This is a genomic window from Streptomyces sp. NPDC058457 (assembly GCF_042720695.1).
In the GTDB taxonomy this organism is placed as follows: Bacteria; Actinomycetota; Actinomycetes; order Streptomycetales; family Streptomycetaceae; genus Streptomyces.
The window spans coordinates 15,096-30,841 of record NZ_JBHXLU010000059.1; the positions used below are offsets into that span (position 1 = coordinate 15,096).

9 protein-coding genes are annotated in these 15,746 nt (G+C 69.7%); 6 read left to right on the forward strand and 3 right to left on the reverse strand.

From position 1 onward, the window contains the following. The first annotated feature begins 139 nt into the window (after nt 1-139). From ACFWPS_RS35275 to ACFWPS_RS35290, 4 genes are all read left to right on the forward strand, one after another. Nucleotides 140-2,686: an ATP-binding protein gene (locus ACFWPS_RS35275; protein WP_383712865.1), complete on the forward strand. Its 2,547-nt coding sequence runs from the start codon at nt 140-142 to the stop codon at nt 2,684-2,686. Further along, a complete protein-coding gene (locus ACFWPS_RS35280) occupies nt 2,683-3,369 on the forward strand; it encodes a response regulator (RefSeq protein ID WP_383712868.1) in 687 nt (228 codons plus the stop codon). The genes ACFWPS_RS35275 and ACFWPS_RS35280 overlap by 4 nt, the downstream gene beginning before the upstream one ends. A 203-nt stretch (nt 3,370-3,572) precedes the next feature. Beyond that, a complete protein-coding gene (locus tag ACFWPS_RS35285; RefSeq protein ID WP_089104283.1) occupies nt 3,573-3,971 on the forward strand; it encodes an OB-fold nucleic acid binding domain-containing protein in 399 nt (132 codons plus the stop codon). A 3-nt stretch (nt 3,972-3,974) separates the two neighbouring features. Next, complete coding sequence (locus ACFWPS_RS35290; RefSeq protein WP_383712871.1) at nt 3,975-4,757, forward strand: DUF3159 domain-containing protein; 783 nt, start codon at nt 3,975-3,977, stop codon at nt 4,755-4,757. Nucleotides 4,758-4,963: 206 nt separating this feature from the next. Here ACFWPS_RS35290 and ACFWPS_RS35295 read toward each other — a convergent pair whose 3' ends face one another. Together ACFWPS_RS35295 and ACFWPS_RS35300 are read right to left on the reverse strand one after the other, a co-directional pair. Next, nucleotides 4,964-5,635, reverse strand: a complete 672-nt coding sequence (locus tag ACFWPS_RS35295) for a TrkA family potassium uptake protein (RefSeq protein WP_355709978.1) — start codon at nt 5,633-5,635, stop codon at nt 4,964-4,966. Beyond that, a complete protein-coding gene (locus tag ACFWPS_RS35300) occupies nt 5,635-6,306 on the reverse strand; it encodes a TrkA family potassium uptake protein (protein ID WP_089104280.1) in 672 nt (223 codons plus the stop codon). The genes ACFWPS_RS35295 and ACFWPS_RS35300 overlap by 1 nt, the downstream gene beginning before the upstream one ends. Nucleotides 6,307-6,669: 363 nt before the next feature. Here ACFWPS_RS35300 and ACFWPS_RS35305 point away from each other — a divergent pair, with 363 nt between their 5' ends. Both ACFWPS_RS35305 and ACFWPS_RS35310 read left to right on the forward strand, forming a co-directional pair. Beyond that, nucleotides 6,670-8,715: an APC family permease gene (locus tag ACFWPS_RS35305; RefSeq protein WP_383712874.1), complete on the forward strand. Its 2,046-nt coding sequence runs from the start codon at nt 6,670-6,672 to the stop codon at nt 8,713-8,715. Nucleotides 8,716-8,904: 189 nt separating this feature from the next. Then, complete coding sequence (locus ACFWPS_RS35310; protein ID WP_383712877.1) at nt 8,905-10,233, forward strand: class I SAM-dependent RNA methyltransferase; 1,329 nt, start codon at nt 8,905-8,907, stop codon at nt 10,231-10,233. A 371-nt stretch (nt 10,234-10,604) separates the two neighbouring features. On the opposite strand, the gene ACFWPS_RS35315 is transcribed toward ACFWPS_RS35310, so the two are convergent. Continuing rightward, nucleotides 10,605-15,272, reverse strand: a complete 4,668-nt coding sequence (locus ACFWPS_RS35315; protein ID WP_383712880.1) for a LamG-like jellyroll fold domain-containing protein — start codon at nt 15,270-15,272, stop codon at nt 10,605-10,607. Nucleotides 15,273-15,746 lie beyond the last annotated feature (474 nt).

A 15,746-nucleotide genomic window follows, 5' to 3' on the forward strand; every position in this document is an offset into this window, starting at 1 on the left:
GGCGCCGGAGCCGCGGCTCCGGCGCCCATCAGGGTTACGTCAAAGATGCCCGCTGCCGGGCTCCCTGCCCCGTTCGCCCGGATTGTTGGCCGTAAGGTCGACGCTGCGTAGGCGGCAGTTGCAGGAAGACAATAGGACCATGGCACGCGGCAAGCTTCGGATCTATCTCGGTGCGGCACCGGGCGTGGGCAAGACCTACGCCATGCTCTCCGAGGCGCACCGGCGGGTGGAGCGGGGCACCGACTGTGTGGTCGCCTTCGTCGAGCACCACGACCGGCCGCGCACCGAGGTGATGCTGCACGGCCTGGAGCAGGTCCCCCGCAAGGAGCTGGAGTACCGGGGCGCCGTGTTCACGGAGATGGACGTGGACGCCGTACTGCGCCGGGCCCCGGCCGTCGCCCTGGTGGACGAACTCGCCCACACCAACGTCCCCGGCTCCCGCAACGCCAAGCGCTGGCAGGACGTCGAGGAACTGCTGGCCGCTGGCATCGACGTCGTCTCCACGGTCAACATCCAGCACCTGGAGTCGCTGGGCGACGTCGTCGAGTCCATCACCGGCGTGCGCCAGCGCGAGACGGTGCCCGACGAGGCGGTACGGCGCGCGGACCAGATCGAGCTGGTCGACATGTCGCCCCAGGCGCTGCGCCGGCGAATGGCGCACGGCAACATCTACCAGTCGGACAAGGTCGACGCGGCCCTGTCCAACTACTTCCGGCCGGGCAACCTCACCGCCCTGCGCGAGCTGGCGCTGCTGTGGGTGGCCGACCGGGCCGACGAGTACCTGAAGCAGTACCGCAGCGAGCACCGGGTCTCGGCGATCTGGGGCTCGCGCGAGCGGATCGTGGTCGGGCTCACCGGCGGGCCGGAGGGGCGGACGCTGATCCGGCGGGCCGCCCGGCTGGCCGAGAAGGGCGCCGGCGGCGAGGTGCTCGCCGTCTACATAGCGCGCAGCGACGGCCTGACCTCGGCCTCCCCGAAGGAACTCGCCGTCCAGCGCACCCTGGTCGAGGACCTCGGCGGCACCTTCCACCACGTCGTCGGCGAGGACATCCCCGCGGCCCTGCTCGACTTCGCACGCGGGGTCAACGCCACCCAGATCGTGCTCGGCTCCTCGCGCCGCAAGGCCTGGCAGTACGTCCTCGGACCCGGCGTCGGCGCCACCGTCGCCCGCGAGTCGGGACCCGACCTGGACGTCCACATCGTCACCCACGGCGAGGCCGGCAAGGGACGCGGACTGCCGGTGGCCCGGGGCGCCCGGCTCGGCCGGGGCCGGATCATCGCGGGCTGGCTGGTCGGACTGGCCGGCCCCGTCGTGATGGCGGTGCTGCTGAACACCGTCGACCTCGGCCTCGCCAACGACATGCTGCTCTTCCTGACCCTCACGGTCGCGGCCGCGCTGCTCGGCGGGCTCTTCCCGGCGCTGGCCTCGGCGGCCTTCGGGTCGCTGCTGCTGAACTACTTCTACACCCCGCCCCTGCACCGGCTGACCATCGCCGACCCGAAGAACATCGTGGCCATCGTGATCTTCTTCGGGGTCGCGCTGTCCGTCGCCTCGGTCGTGGACCTCGCGGCCCGCCGCACCCACCAGGCGGCCCGGCTGCGCGCCGAGTCGGAGATCCTCTCCTTCCTGGCCGGCAACGTGCTGCGCGGCGAGACCAGCCTGGAGGAGCTCCTGGAACGCGTCCGGGAGACCTTCGGCATGGAGTCCGCCGCCCTCCTGGAGCGGGCGGGCGACGTCGAACCGTGGAGCTGCGCGGGCCGCGCCGGGTTCGGGCCCGCCCTGCAGCGGCCCGAGGACGCCGACGTCGACATGCCGATAGGCGACCACATGGCCCTCGCGCTGACCGGCCGGGTGCTGCCCGCCGAGGACCGCCGGGTGCTCGCCGCCTTCGCCGCCCAGGCGGTCGTCGTCCTTGACCGCAGGCGCCTCCAGGAGGAGGCGGAGCAGGCCCGCGCGCTCGCCGAGGGCAACCGGATCCGTACGGCCCTGCTGGCCGCCGTCAGCCACGACCTGCGCACCCCGCTGGCCGGCATCAAGGCGGCGGTGTCGTCGCTGCGCTCGGACGACGTGGACTGGTCCGAGGAGGACCGCGCGGAGCTTCTCGAAGGCATCGAGGAGGGCGCCGACCGGCTGGACCACCTCGTCGGCAACCTGCTCGACATGTCCCGGCTGCAGACCGGCACCGTCACCCCGATCGTCCACGAGACCGACCTCGACGAGGTGGTCCCGATGGCACTGGTCGGGGTAGCGGACGGCAGCGTGGACCTGGACGTCCCCGAGACCCTGCCGATGGTCGAGGCCGACGCCGGGCTCCTTGAGCGGTCGGTGGCCAACCTGGTCGAGAACGCCGTCAAGTACAGCCCGTCCGACCGGCCCGTGCTGGTCTCCGCCAGCGCCATCGCGGACCGGGTGGAGGTACGGATCGTGGACCGCGGGCCCGGCGTGCCCGACGAGGCCAAGGAACGCATATTCGAGCCCTTCCAGCGCTACGGTGACGCTCCGCGCGGCGCCGGGGTCGGACTCGGGCTCGCGGTCGCCCGGGGCTTCGCGGAGGCGATGGGCGGCACCCTGAACGCCGAGGACACGCCCGGTGGCGGGCTCACCATGGTCCTCAGCCTCCGCGCGGCAGGATCGGTCACCGCAGCGGCAGCAGCAACGGCAGAACCGGAAAGGCAGGCCTCATGACCCGTGTGCTCGTGGTCGACGACGAGCCGCAGATCGTGCGCGCCCTCGTGATCAACCTCAAGGCGCGCAAGTACGAGGTCGACGCGGCCCCCGACGGCCGTACCGCCCTCGAACTGGCCGCCTCCCGCCACCCCGACGTGGTCGTCCTCGACCTCGGCCTGCCCGACATGGACGGCGTCGAGGTGATCAGGGGGCTGCGCGGCTGGACCCGGGTGCCGATCCTGGTCCTCTCCGCCCGCCACTCCTCCGACGAGAAGGTCGAGGCGCTCGACGCCGGCGCCGACGACTACGTCACCAAGCCCTTCGGCATGGACGAACTGCTGGCCCGGCTGCGGGCCGCCGTACGCCGCGCCGAGCCCCTCGCCGGGGGCGGCGACGACGACGTCCTGGTGGAGACCGAGGGCTTCACCGTCGACCTGGCGGCGAAGAAGGTCAACCGGGCCGGCCGGGACGTCCGGCTCACCCCGACCGAGTGGCACCTGCTGGAGGTACTGGTGCGCAACACCGGGCGGCTGGTCAGCCAGAAGCAGCTGCTGCAGGAGGTGTGGGGGCCGTCGTACGGGACGGAGACCAACTACCTGCGCGTGTACATGGCACAACTGCGCCGCAAGCTGGAGGCGGACCCGTCGCACCCGAAGCACTTCATCACCGAGCCGGGGATGGGGTACCGGTTCGAGAAGTGAGCCGCGGGTCGGCCGGGGGTCCGGGGGTTGTCCCCCCCCGGGGGGTGCAGCATCACCGAGCCGGGGATGGGGTACCGGTTCGAGAAGTGAGCTGGTTCGAAAATGTGAGCTGGGTCGAGGAGTGAGCCGGGTCGAAAAAGTGAGCCGGGTCGCGAAGTGAGCTGGACTACGGCGGTGTCGGTGGGCCCCGGTACGCTTCAGACATGAGTGCTGTTCCTCGTTCCGAAAAGCCGGCCGGCCGGTTCCGGCGCATGCTCGACCGGCTCTCCTCGTCGCAGGAGGACCTGGAGTCGGAGGAGCTGCGGGAGGACGCCGACACCACGGGCTGCATCCGGATCGGCGACTGCCACGACCGGCAGATCGTCACCGTTACTGGTACCTTGCGCACGGTCACCCTGCGGCCGCGCGCCGGAGTCCCGGCCCTGGAGGCCGAGCTGTTCGACGGCTCCGCCGCGCTGGACGTGGTGTGGCTCGGCAGGCGTTCCATCGTGGGCATAGAACCGGGGCGCAGGCTGATCGCATCGGGCCGGATCTCGCTGAGCCGGGGCCGCCGGGTGCTGTTCAATCCCAAGTACGAACTGAGACCCCTCGGTAGGGAGTAGCCGGTGACGTCGCTCGACAAGCCGACCGAAGACACGCAGGCGGAGGACGCCCCGCAGCAAGACGCGCGGGCGGTGACCGAGGCCGCGCTCTTCGAGGCGTTCGGCGGTGTCCGGGGCATGGTCGAGACGGTCCTGCCCGGCCTGCTCTTCGTCACGATCTTCACCATCAACAAGGACCTGCACTGGTCGGCGATCGCCGCCCTCGCGGTCTCCGTGGTGCTGGTCGTGGTCCGCCTCGCCATGCGGGACACCGTCAAGCACGCCTTCAGCGGTGTCTTCGGCGTCGCCTTCGGTGTCGTCTTCGCGATGATGACCGGCAACGCCAAGGACTTCTACCTCCCCGGCATGCTCTACACGCTGGGCCTGGCGCTGGCGTACATCATCACGACCCTGTGCGGGATCCCGCTGATCGGCCTGATCCTCGGCCCGGTCTTCAAGGAGAACCTCTCCTGGCGCACCCGCAACCCCGGCCGCAAGAAGGCGTACGCCAAGGCCAGCTGGGCCTGGGGCCTGATCCTGCTCGCCAAGTGCGCGATCCTCTTCCCGCTGTACTGGTGGGCGAACACGGCCCAACTCGGCTGGGTGCTCGTCGCGTTGAAGATCCCGCCGTTCCTGCTCGCCGTCTGGCTCACGTGGGTCTTCCTGGCGAAGGCGCCGGCGCCGATCGACGTGTTCGCGGAGATGGAGGCGGCGGAGAAGGCCGAGCAGGCCGAGGAGGAGCGCAAGGCCGCGCTGGCCGCGGAGAGCGGTGAGACCTCGGGCAGCAGCGGACGCCACCGCAAGTAAGCACGTACGGCAGAAGGGCGCCCTCCGCAGCGGAGGGCGCCCGTCTCAAGGCCTGCCAGGGGCAGGAGTCTTGCCGCCGGAACCGCAACACGTGCAACACCGGCTCCACGCGGGCGCGGGCCGCCGCGCCCCCCCCCTACATTACCCTCGTCCGGCAGAGGGCCGCCCCCCGCGGGGGGGCCCCCCCTTCTCTCTGCCTGCCTGCGTCAGCTGTCTTCCCGCCGTACCGACAGCAGGTCCTCCAGCTGCTCCTCGCGGGCCTGGGCCGCGACGAAGAGGAGTTCGTCGCCCGCCTCCAGGGAGTCCTCGCGGGAGGGGGTGAGGACCCGGGTGCCGCGGATGATCGTGACCAGGGAGGTGTCCTCGGGCCACTCCACGTCGCCGACCTGGGTGCCGGCCAGCGCCGACTCCTCGGGCAGCGTCAGCTCCACCAGGTTCGCGTCGCCGTGGCTGAAGCGCAGCAGCCGGACCAGGTCGCCGACCGACACCGCCTCCTCCACCAGGGCCGACATCAGGCGCGGCGTCGAGACGGCGACGTCCACGCCCCACGCCTCGTTGAACAGCCACTCGTTCTTGGGGTTGTTGACCCGGGCGACGACGCGCGGAACGCCGTACTCCGTCTTCGCGAGCAGCGAGACGACCAGGTTCACCTTGTCGTCGCCGGTCGCGGCGATCACGACGTTGCAGCGCTGCAGCGCCGCCTCGTCGAGGGAGGTGATCTCACAGGCGTCGGCAAGCAGCCACTCCGCCTGCGGCACCCGCTCGACCGAGATGGCGGTCGGGGCCTTGTCGATCAGCAGGACCTCGTGGCCGTTCTCCAGCAGCTCGCCCGCGATCGAGCGGCCGACGGCACCGGCCCCGGCAATGGCGACCCTCATCAGTGACCGCCCTCCTCTTCCGGACCCCCGGCGAAGGCGGCCTCGACCTTGTCGACGTCGTCCGTCCGCATCATCACGTGCACCAGGTCGCCCTCCTGCAGGACCGTCTGCGAGGTGGGCAGCATCGCCTCACCGAGCCGGGTCAGGAACGCGACCCGGACACCGGTCTCCTCCTGGAGCTTGCTGATCTTGTGGCCGACCCACTTGGGGGAGGCGTGCACCTCGGCGAGCTGGACCCCGCCGGTGGGGTCGCGCCACAGCGGCTCGGCGCCCGAGGGCAGCAGCCGGCGCAGCATCTGGTCGGCGGTCCAGCGGACCGTGGCGACGGTCGGGATGCCGAGGCGCTGGTAGACCTCGGCGCGCCGGGGGTCGTAGATCCGGGCCGCGACGTTCTCCACCCCGAACATCTCGCGGGCGACCCGCGCGGAGATGATGTTCGAGTTGTCGCCGCTGGAGACGGCGGCGAAGGCGCCGGCCTCCTCGATGCCCGCCTCGCGCAGGGTGTCCTGGTCGAAGCCGACTCCGGTGACCCGGCGACCGCCGAATCCCGGGCCCAGCCTGCGGAAGGCGGTGGGGTCCTGGTCGATCACGGCGACCGTGTGCCCCTGTTGCTCCAGGGTCTGGGCGAGAGCGGAACCCACTCTGCCGCAGCCCATGATGACGATGTGCACGACCGTCCTTCCGGTGTCCAAAAGTTACTGCTCAGCCCCATCAGGGTCTCAGACCGTGGCCCAAGCTACACACGCACCGTCCCGGCCGGGCACCCCTGTGCGGGGCTCATCGTCGAGTGATGCTGCGCACGCTCCAGGCGGTGAGGATTCCGAGGCCGACGAGGGCGACCGCGGCACCGATCAGCTCTGCGGTCGCGGGCATGGGACCTCCGAAGTGCGAAGACAGGCGGGGTCTGCCATCTAGGCACGGATCGGGCGAAGGCCGCGGAATCCGCAGTTCCAGCAGTCACCTTTTTCACTCGGGAGGCAGATCATGTACTGCGGCTGGAGGACTGCCAGGTCGAAGGCCTACGATCCTCTCTCGTGTCCAAACTGACCGACGTGCCCAAACGGATCCTGATCGGGCGCGCTCTGCGCAGTGACCGGCTGGGCGAAACGCTCCTGCCGAAGCGCATCGCACTCCCCGTCTTCGCCTCCGACCCGCTGTCCTCCGTCGCCTACGCGCCGGGGGAGGTCCTGCTGGTCCTGTCCATCGCGGGCGTGTCGGCGTACCACTTCAGCCCCTGGATCGCCGTCGCGGTCGTCGTGCTGATGTTCACGGTGGTCGCCTCCTACCGGCAGAACGTCCACGCCTACCCGAGCGGCGGCGGCGACTACGAGGTCGCCACCACCAACCTCGGCCCCAAGGCCGGCCTCACCGTCGCCAGCGCGCTGCTCGTCGACTACGTCCTGACCGTCGCCGTCTCCATCGCCTCCGGCATCGAGAACCTCGGCTCCGCGATCCCCTTCGTCGTCGAGCACAAGGTGTTCTGCGCGGTCACCGTGATCGTGCTGCTGACGCTGATGAACCTGCGCGGCGTGAAGGAGTCCGGCAAGCTCTTCGCGATCCCGACGTACGTCTTCGTCGGCGGCGTCTTCATCATGATCGCGTGGGGTGCGTTCCGGGGGCTGGTCCTCGGGGACACGATGCGGGCGCCCACGGCGTCGTACGCGATCAAGGCTGAGCACCAGGGCCTGGCCGGTTTCGCCCTGGTCTTCCTCCTTCTCCGCGCCTTCTCCTCCGGCTGTGCCGCGCTCACCGGTGTCGAGGCGATCTCCAACGGCGTCCCGGCCTTCCGTAAGCCCAAGTCGAAGAACGCGGCGACCACGCTGGCCGCGATGGGTCTGCTGGCGGTCACCATGTTCTGCGGCATCATCGCGCTCGCCATGGTCACCAAGGTCCGCATGGCCGAGAACCCGGCCACCGACCTGCTCCACAACGGCGTCGCGATCGGCTCCGGCTACGTCCAGAACCCGGTGATCTCCCAGGTCGCCGAGGCCGTCTTCGGCAAGGGCAGCTTCCTGTTCGTCGTGCTCGCCGCGGCCACCGCCCTGGTCCTCTTCCTGGCGGCCAACACGGCGTACAACGGCTTCCCGCTGCTCGGCTCGATCCTCGCCCAGGACCGCTACCTGCCGCGCCAGCTGCACACCCGCGGCGACCGCCTCGCCTTCTCCAACGGCATCGTGCTGCTTGCCGGCGCCGCCGCCCTGCTGACGGTCATCTACGGCGCCGACTCGACCCGCCTCATCCAGCTGTACATCGTCGGCGTGTTCGTGTCCTTCACGCTCAGCCAGACCGGCATGGTCCGGCACTGGAACCGTCACCTGGCCACCGAGAACGACCCGGCCAAGCGCAGCCACATGATCCGCTCCCGCGCGATCAACGCGTTCGGCGCGTTCTTCACCGGTCTGGTGCTGGTCGTCGTCCTGGTCACGAAGTTCACCCACGGCGCCTGGGTGGCGCTGCTCGGCATGTGCATCTTCTACGCCACGATGACCGCGATCCGTAAGCACTACGACCGCGTCTCCGAGGAGATCTCGGCCCCCGAGGAGCCGGACGACGACCTGGTACGGCCGTCCCGTGTCCACTCTGTCGTCCTGATCTCCAAGATCCACCGCCCGACCCTCCGCGCCCTTGCCTACGCCAAGCTGATGCGCTCGGACACCCTGGAGGCGCTCACCGTCAACGTCGACCCGGCCGAGACGAAGGCGCTGCGCGAGGAGTGGGAGCGGCGCGGGATAGACGTACCGCTGAAGGTCCTCGACTCGCCGTACCGCGAGATCACCCGGCCGATCATCGAGTACGTGAAGGGCCTGCGCGCCCAGTCCCCGCGGGACGCGGTCTCCGTGATCATCCCCGAGTACGTCGTCGGCCACTGGTACGAGCACATCCTGCACAACCAGAGCGCGCTGCGGCTCAAGGGCCGGCTGCTGTTCACGCCCGGCGTGATGGTGACCTCCGTGCCCTACCAGCTGGAGTCCTCGGAGGCGGCCAGGAACCGGGCCCGCAAGCGGCAGGAGTGGAACGCACCGGGCGCGGTGCGACGCGGCCCGGCGGAGCACCGGCCCAAGGAGCACAGCGGGGGCTGACCGTGGGTGGGGGAGCGCCGGTGACCGCGGGGGCGGGTGTCGGCGGGCGGGTGAGGGACGGACGGAGACGGCCGTCCCTCCCCGTGCGCACGCGGCAGGTACCGGCTCGGCGACCACGTAGACTGGTGGGCTGTCGTCGGCCCTCGCCCGGGCCGTTTCCCTCCCCCTTTGATCTGGAGTCACCCCGCCATGCAGGCAGAACCGAAGAAATCGCTGGTGGGGACGGAGTACGAGGTCGAGGTCGGCCCGGTCGCGCACGGCGGGCACTGCATCGCCAGGACCGCCGAGGGCCAGGTGCTGTTCGTCCGGCACACGCTGCCCGGTGAGCGGGTCGTGGCCCGGGTGACCGAGGGCGAGGAGGGGGCCCGCTTCCTGCGGGCGGACGCGGTGGACATCCTGGACGCGTCCAAGGACCGTGTGGCGGCCCCTTGTCCCTATGCCGGCCCCGGTCGCTGCGGCGGCTGCGACTGGCAGCACGCGAAGCCGGGAGCCCAGCGCCGGCTGAAGGGCGAGGTGATCGCCGAACAGCTGCAGCGGCTGGCCGGTCTCACGCCGGAGGACGTCGGCTGGGACGGCACGGTGATGCCCGCCGAGGGCGACAAGCTGCCGGCGGGCGAGGTGCCGCAGTGGCGGACCCGGGTGCAGTACGCCGTCGACGCCGACGGCAACGCGGGACTGCGCCGGCACCGCTCGCACGAGGTGGAGCCGATCGAGCACTGCATGATCGCGGCGCCGGGCGTCAGCGAACTCGGCATCGAGGAGCGGGACTGGTCGGGCATGGCCGCGGTGGAGGCGATCGCCGCGACGGGTTCCCAGGACCGCATGGTCATCCTGGAGCCGCGCCCGGGCGCCCGGCTTCCCCTGGTCGAACTCGACAGGCCCGTCTCGGTGATGCGCGTCGACGAGCACGACGGGGGCATCCACCGCGTCCACGGCCGCGCCTTCGTCCGCGAACGCGCCGACGGCCGCACCCACCGGGTCGGCAGCGGCGGCTTCTGGCAGGTCCACCCGAAGGCGGCCGACACCCTGGTCACCGCGGTCATGCAGGGCCTGCTGCCGCGCAAGGGCGAGATGGCGCTGGACCTCTACTGCGGAGTGGGCCTCTTCGCCGGGGCCCTCGCCGACCGCCTCGGCGAGAAGGGCGCGGTCCTCGGCATCGAGTCCGGCAAGCGTGCGGTGGAGGACGCCCGCCACAACCTCGCCGACTTCCCCCGGGTCCGCGTCGAGCAGGGCAAGGTCGAGTCGGTCCTGCCGCGCACGGGTATCACGGAGGTGGACCTCATCGTCCTCGACCCCCCGCGCGCGGGGGCGGGCCGCAGGACGGTCGAGCACCTGTCGTCCCTGGGCGCCCGCCGCATCGCCTACGTGGCCTGCGACCCGGCGGCCCTGGCCCGCGACCTGGCGTACTTCCGGGACGGGGGGTACCGGGTGCGGACGCTGCGGGCGTTCGATCTGTTTCCGATGACCTCGCACGTGGAGTGTGTGGCGATTCTTGAGCCTGCGGCAAAGGCCATCTGACCTGCGCGTTCGTGGATTCGACAGGTCCGATCGACCTCTTTTGGAGTGCCGAGCGGGTGCACCGTGTGGAGTGCGGTGTAGTGCCTGAATCTGTCACCGATGGTCGCCCGATGCTCCGGAGCGCTGTCTTATAGATCGACGCGGCATCCCGGATGAGGCGGGCTGGTGGCAGCTCGGCGTTGGCTGACGTGGGCACATGGCAATGTGCGGGCGATCGACCTCTTGAGCCAGCTTCCGAAGATACCGGCACTGCGTGATGGTCTGGAGGCCAATCAGGACGAGCAGGGGCCTCAGCAGAACTTGGGGCTCATGTGGTTCGCCGCCGTGGGCGCTCCTGGCTGTCGGGCCGGGAGCACCCACGGCGGGAGCGGTCAGGGGATTTGCTGGTAGAGGGCCGTCACCTGGTTGGGGGTGAGGGCGTAGTTCCAGGCCTGGACGGTGCTGATGAGGCCGGGGAGGAGGTCGGTGTTGGTGCCGTTGTAGAGGCTGCGGCCGATGGTGAAGGCGTTGCCGGCGTTCCAGGAGGTGACGCCGGTGGCGGTGGCGGCGAGGGTGCCGTTGACGTAGAGCTGGGCGGTCTTTGTGGTGGCGTCGTAGGTGCCGACCAGGTGGGTCCAGGTGTTGGCGGTCGCGCCGGAGGCGTAGGCGTTCCAGAAGCCGGTGTTGGCGGTGTCGCTCTTGGCGAAGCTCATCGACCAGCCTGGGGACCCGGTGTTGGCGTAGTTGTACTGGAGGTAGAAGGGGCTGTTCTGGGTGCCGTCCTGGGCGGCGACGGTGGCGTTGCGGGTGGGCAGTGAGGAGAGTTTCACCCATGCCGAGACGGAGTAGCTGCCGGTGGTGTTGAGCGCTGGGCTGCTGCCGGCGGCGTAGCCGGTGGTGCCGTCGAAGGAGAGGGCTTCGCCGCGGGTGGTGTCGTTGGTCCAGGTGGTGGTGCCGTTGAGGGACAGGGTGTTGCTGCCGACGCCGGTGGTGTCGTTGACGGTGTAGGGGGTGTCGGTGGGGGCGGTGTCGTTGGCGATGGTGAAGCCGTCGCCGTCGTCGAGGGCCCAGGTGTCGTGAGGGGAGAGGATGGCGAGGGTTTCGGCGGCGTATCCGGAGTTGGTGAGGTTGACGTGGTCGCCGGTGTCGGCGGCCATGGCGAGTTTGTTCTCGCCGTTGCTGGTGTCGGGTACGGCGAGAGCGGTGTCGAAGTCGGCGAAGTAGACAGGCGGTGTGGACCAGGGGCTGCCGAGGTCCATGTCGTCGAGCCAGCCGTTGACGTCGGAGCGGTTGGCGTCGACGGTGCTGGTGCAGGGGTCGTTGGCGGCGGCACCGTCGCCGGCGAAGCCGTCACAGGGGGTGAGGGAGGTCAGAGTGGTGGAGATGCCCCAGCCCTGGAGTTGTTGGACGAGGGCGGTGTAGCCGTTGGCTTCCAGATCGTCCGGGGTACTGCCGCCGAGGAGGTCTTCGAGGCCTTCGTAGACCACGACGCTGCTGATGCCGGGCTGGTCGAGGATGTCGCGGTCGATGCGGGAGAGAGCTGAGGGGCCGCCGAGGGTTTTGGCGTTGTAGGTCTGAGGGTTGTCGGTCATGAGGTCGTTGGATTCGATGCCCTCGGCGATGGTGCCGTAGGGGCTCGGGGTGGTGGGTTCCGCGCCCTCCAGGGTGTCGGAGACGCGGCTTCCGCTGGCGACGGGGGTGGTGTTGGGCTGGAAGGCGTCGATGAGTCCGTCACCGAGCACCGCTTCGGTCGGGGTGTGGCTGGTGGTGACGTCGACATTGGTGACGAGGTCGGTGAACCAGCCCTGCAGGGTTCCGGTGCTGCCGTCGAAGGGCGTGCCGGTGGTGTCTGTGGTCTTGTCCCCGGCGCCGGTGACGGTGACGTACTGGTAGGCGTTGTTGGCGAACGAATGCTGGACCAGGTACGGCACGGAGTTGCTCAGTTGGTAGGAGACGAGGAGGTAGTGGTTGGCGGTGACGGGGAAGGTGAGCGGGTCGCTGTAGACGGAGCCGCCCACGGGGATGGTGACCGACTGGCTTCCGCCGAAGGTGAGGGTGGTGGGGGTGGCGGTGGGTACGGCGGAGGGGCCACCGGACGCGGAGTCCTGGGCGATGGTGGCGTGGCCGATGGACAGCTTGCTGGTGCCGAGGGCGTTGTCGAGCTTGATGCGGACGGTGTTGCCGGAGATCGAGGCGGGGAGGGCGATACGGAAGGTCTGGTTGGAGAAGTTCGCGCCCTGGAAGTTGTACTGGCCCTCGTTGGGGTTGGCCCAGGCGCCGGTCCAGCTTTGGCCGGTCGGTGCGGCGGCGGTGGTGCCGGTGGCCTCAGGGGTGCCGGTGGTGGTGTTGCGGGTGGCCATGCTGAAGATGTGCAGCGACTGCGTGTGGTAGCCGATGTGATTGCCCACATCGGGCAGCGTCACCGAGGCGATGGTCTTGGCCGCGTCGATGGGTACGGAGAAGGCGAAGAGCCTGTGCGGGGAGGCTGCCTGTCCCGCGACGTCGTTGCGGTGCGGCAGGACTACGGCGGCGATGGCGTCGTTGCTGACGCTCCAGTTGGGGACGGTCAGGTCGTATTTCGCGGTGGTGCCGTCGGTGTAGGTGATGGTGCCGGTGGCCGCGCAGGCTCCCGCCGGGTCGGTGCCGTTGAAGCAGTAGGAACCGCTCACCGGGGTGCCGGCCGGGACGTAGGGGGCGGTGTCGTCATTGGCGATGGCGCCAGGCGTGGACAGGCCGGAGTAGGTGGATGTGGCGAGGAAGTCCAGGGCGCTGCCGGATCCGCTGTAGGGGATGGTCTGGTTGGCGGCCAGAACGTTGTCCTTTTGTCCGGAGCCGAACGCGGGCAGGGTGAAAGTGGCCCCGTTGACGGTGACTTTGCCGCCGCTGGCCCAGCCTGCGGTGGTGAGGTCGGTGGCGGAGAAGCTGTCGCCGACGCCGTCGATGTCGGCCTGGCCGGGGTTGGCGTCGGCGCTGATGGCGGTGTTGTTGAAGCACGCGGAGAGGCTGGTGCAGGTGGTGCTGTTCGGGTCTCCGGTGGCCAGGAACGGGTAGCCGGTGGCGCCGGAGTCGTCGCCCGCGGCGTCCACGGCGTACACCCACAGGGTGTGCGGGCCGGGGGAGTAGGGGGTGATGGTCACGGCGGCGGCGTTGCTCGAGGCGGGGACGATCTGGGTAGCGGGCGGATTGCTCGTGGCGGGCGGCACGTCGACTGAGTAGACGAACTTCGTCGCGCTGGCCCCGCCGCTGGTGGCCACGTTGAAGGTGCCGGTGGTGCCGGCCGCGGCGCCTGCGCTCCCGTCGTTGTCGGTGTTGGGGTAGAGGTTGTTCTTCGAGGTGACGGTGGGGGCGCTCGGTGCGGTGGGTTCGGCGACGAAGTGGCAGGTCGGGGACTGGGTGTAGGCGGTGGAGTCCTCACCGTCGGTGACCTTGACCTGCCAGTCCACGATTTGGCCGCTGGTCAGCGAGCTGATGAAGCTCGACGGCAGGCTGTAGGCGGCGTAGGAGCCGCTGGCCAGGTTGTCGCTGCTGAGCCCGGTGTGCAGGGTGGTGGAGCCGTTGATCCAGTACTGGAAGGTCGCCTGCAGCTTGTCGCCGTCGGCGTCGGAGACCTTCGCCTTCAGCACGGGTGGGGTGCTGGCGATGGTCTTGCCCATGAACGGGTAGTCGGGACCGGTGGTGTCGCATGCCGCATCGTCCGCGCCGGCGACTGCGGCCATCGTCGATTTGGAAGGGACAGCGGGAGGGAGGTTGTAGAAGATTTCCAGGCTGGGGTTGTGTGAGAAGCGGGAGAAACCGCCGTCGTCGTGGCCGGCCTCGGCGGAGTCCTCGCTGAGTGTGGCGGTGAAGGTGGAGGAGTGACCGGCGGCGTTGTGAGCGATCGGCGTGAGCACGTTCAACCCGTGGGTCACTGAACCGTTTGAGGGGCAGTATGTGGGGTTGTAGGCGCGCGCGTAGCTGGCGGAGGTGGAGTATTTGTTGTAGACGGGCCGGTTGTTCCAGTCGGTGCCTGATCCGATGCCGCCGGACCAGTGCAGGTTGACGGTGTAGGAGCTGGAGCAGGACGCGGAGTAGATCTCCGTGGCGTTGACGGTGGCGGTGTTGATATGCGCGCCGAAGATGGTGGAGGACAGCTTCCACTGGTAGATCGCGTGCTCTTTGCCCGTGTAGCAGGAGCCCTCCTGCCAGCCGTTGTAGCCGACCCCCAGGTATCCGTTGTCGGCGAGTGAACCGGTCTGGTTGTAGAAGGACTTGTTCGGGCAGCCCTGTTTGACCTCGTCGAAGGACGGGGCGGCCGGATCGTAGGGGTGCCAGTTGAACGTAGGGTCGATATAGACCGGGAACACCGTGGAGTGGGCCTTCAGCATCCGCGCGTCCGGTACGAGAGACAGCCCGGCGGAGGACACCTTCGTACCCACCGGTGCCTCACGTGCGGCCAGTCCGGGGTGCGCGGCGTCCGAGGGGTCCGCGGCGACCTTGGCCTTGCTCGCGGTATGCGCTTTCCCGGCGGCGGGGGTAGGCAGGGTGGTGTTGGAGTCCCACATCAGCGGACTGGCCGCGTCCATCAGGTCTCGGCCACGGGTGTCACGCAGTGCGAGGTTGTCCGCGCTGCCCCGAGTCAGACGGCCGCCGGTCACCTGAGTGCCCAGACGCAGGGTGGCCAGCGCCGGATTCTGGGCGGCGGCAGGGGACTTGACGACCAGCGTGTCGGTGAAGCCGCCGGCGGCGGTGGCCCAGACCACCAGGTCCACCGAGGGCAGCACGGACCGGTACGTCGCGGATCCGCCCTTGATGACTGGAGCGGGCAGCGTGCCCGGCCAGGAGACGGCCATGCTCACGCCGTTGTAGCGGGTGGTGGCTAACGGGGAGTGGCCACCGCCGGAGAAGGACACCGTGCCGTACGCGGTCGCCGCCGGAGACCAGGTGCCGTCGCTGTCGTGATGCAGTGTCATGTCAACGGCGACCCAGCTGCCGTGCTGCTTGGTCCGCACGGGCTCGGGGTTGGCCGACAACTGGAATCCGCCGCCGGGACTGACGGTCACCTGCTGGACGGGGGTTGTCAACGAGCTGATCGTGACGGCCTTCCCGGTTTTCCGGGCAGTGGCTGTAGCGGTCTCCATCGCCTCACGCTGAGCGGCTGACGGGCCGTATCCGTTCGGCAACTGCAGCAGATCCGACTGCTCGGGCGTGTCTTTGGTGACCGGGGCGGATGCACCGGAGGAGTAGACGGCCCCGCCCCCAGTAGCGTCCCCGGGAATGCCGGCATAGGAGGGGGTCAGGCTCGCTGTGGCGGCGACCAGGGCAAGCGCGGCGGTGACTGCAGCTCTGCTGCTGGCGGTGGTTCTGCGCGCGCCAGGTATGTGGTGCCATCGCATGGGGAGATCCACCTCTGTCTGATGACCTGAAGATCCAGTGGTTCACGACGCTAGGAGTCCGCTGCGGTCCGTGGCCAGAGGGGCAGGGCGGCTGGAGGCGATTATTCCGCCGGATTGAACGCCGAATGTTGTCATGTAAGCGACGTAAAGGTCTAGTCATGC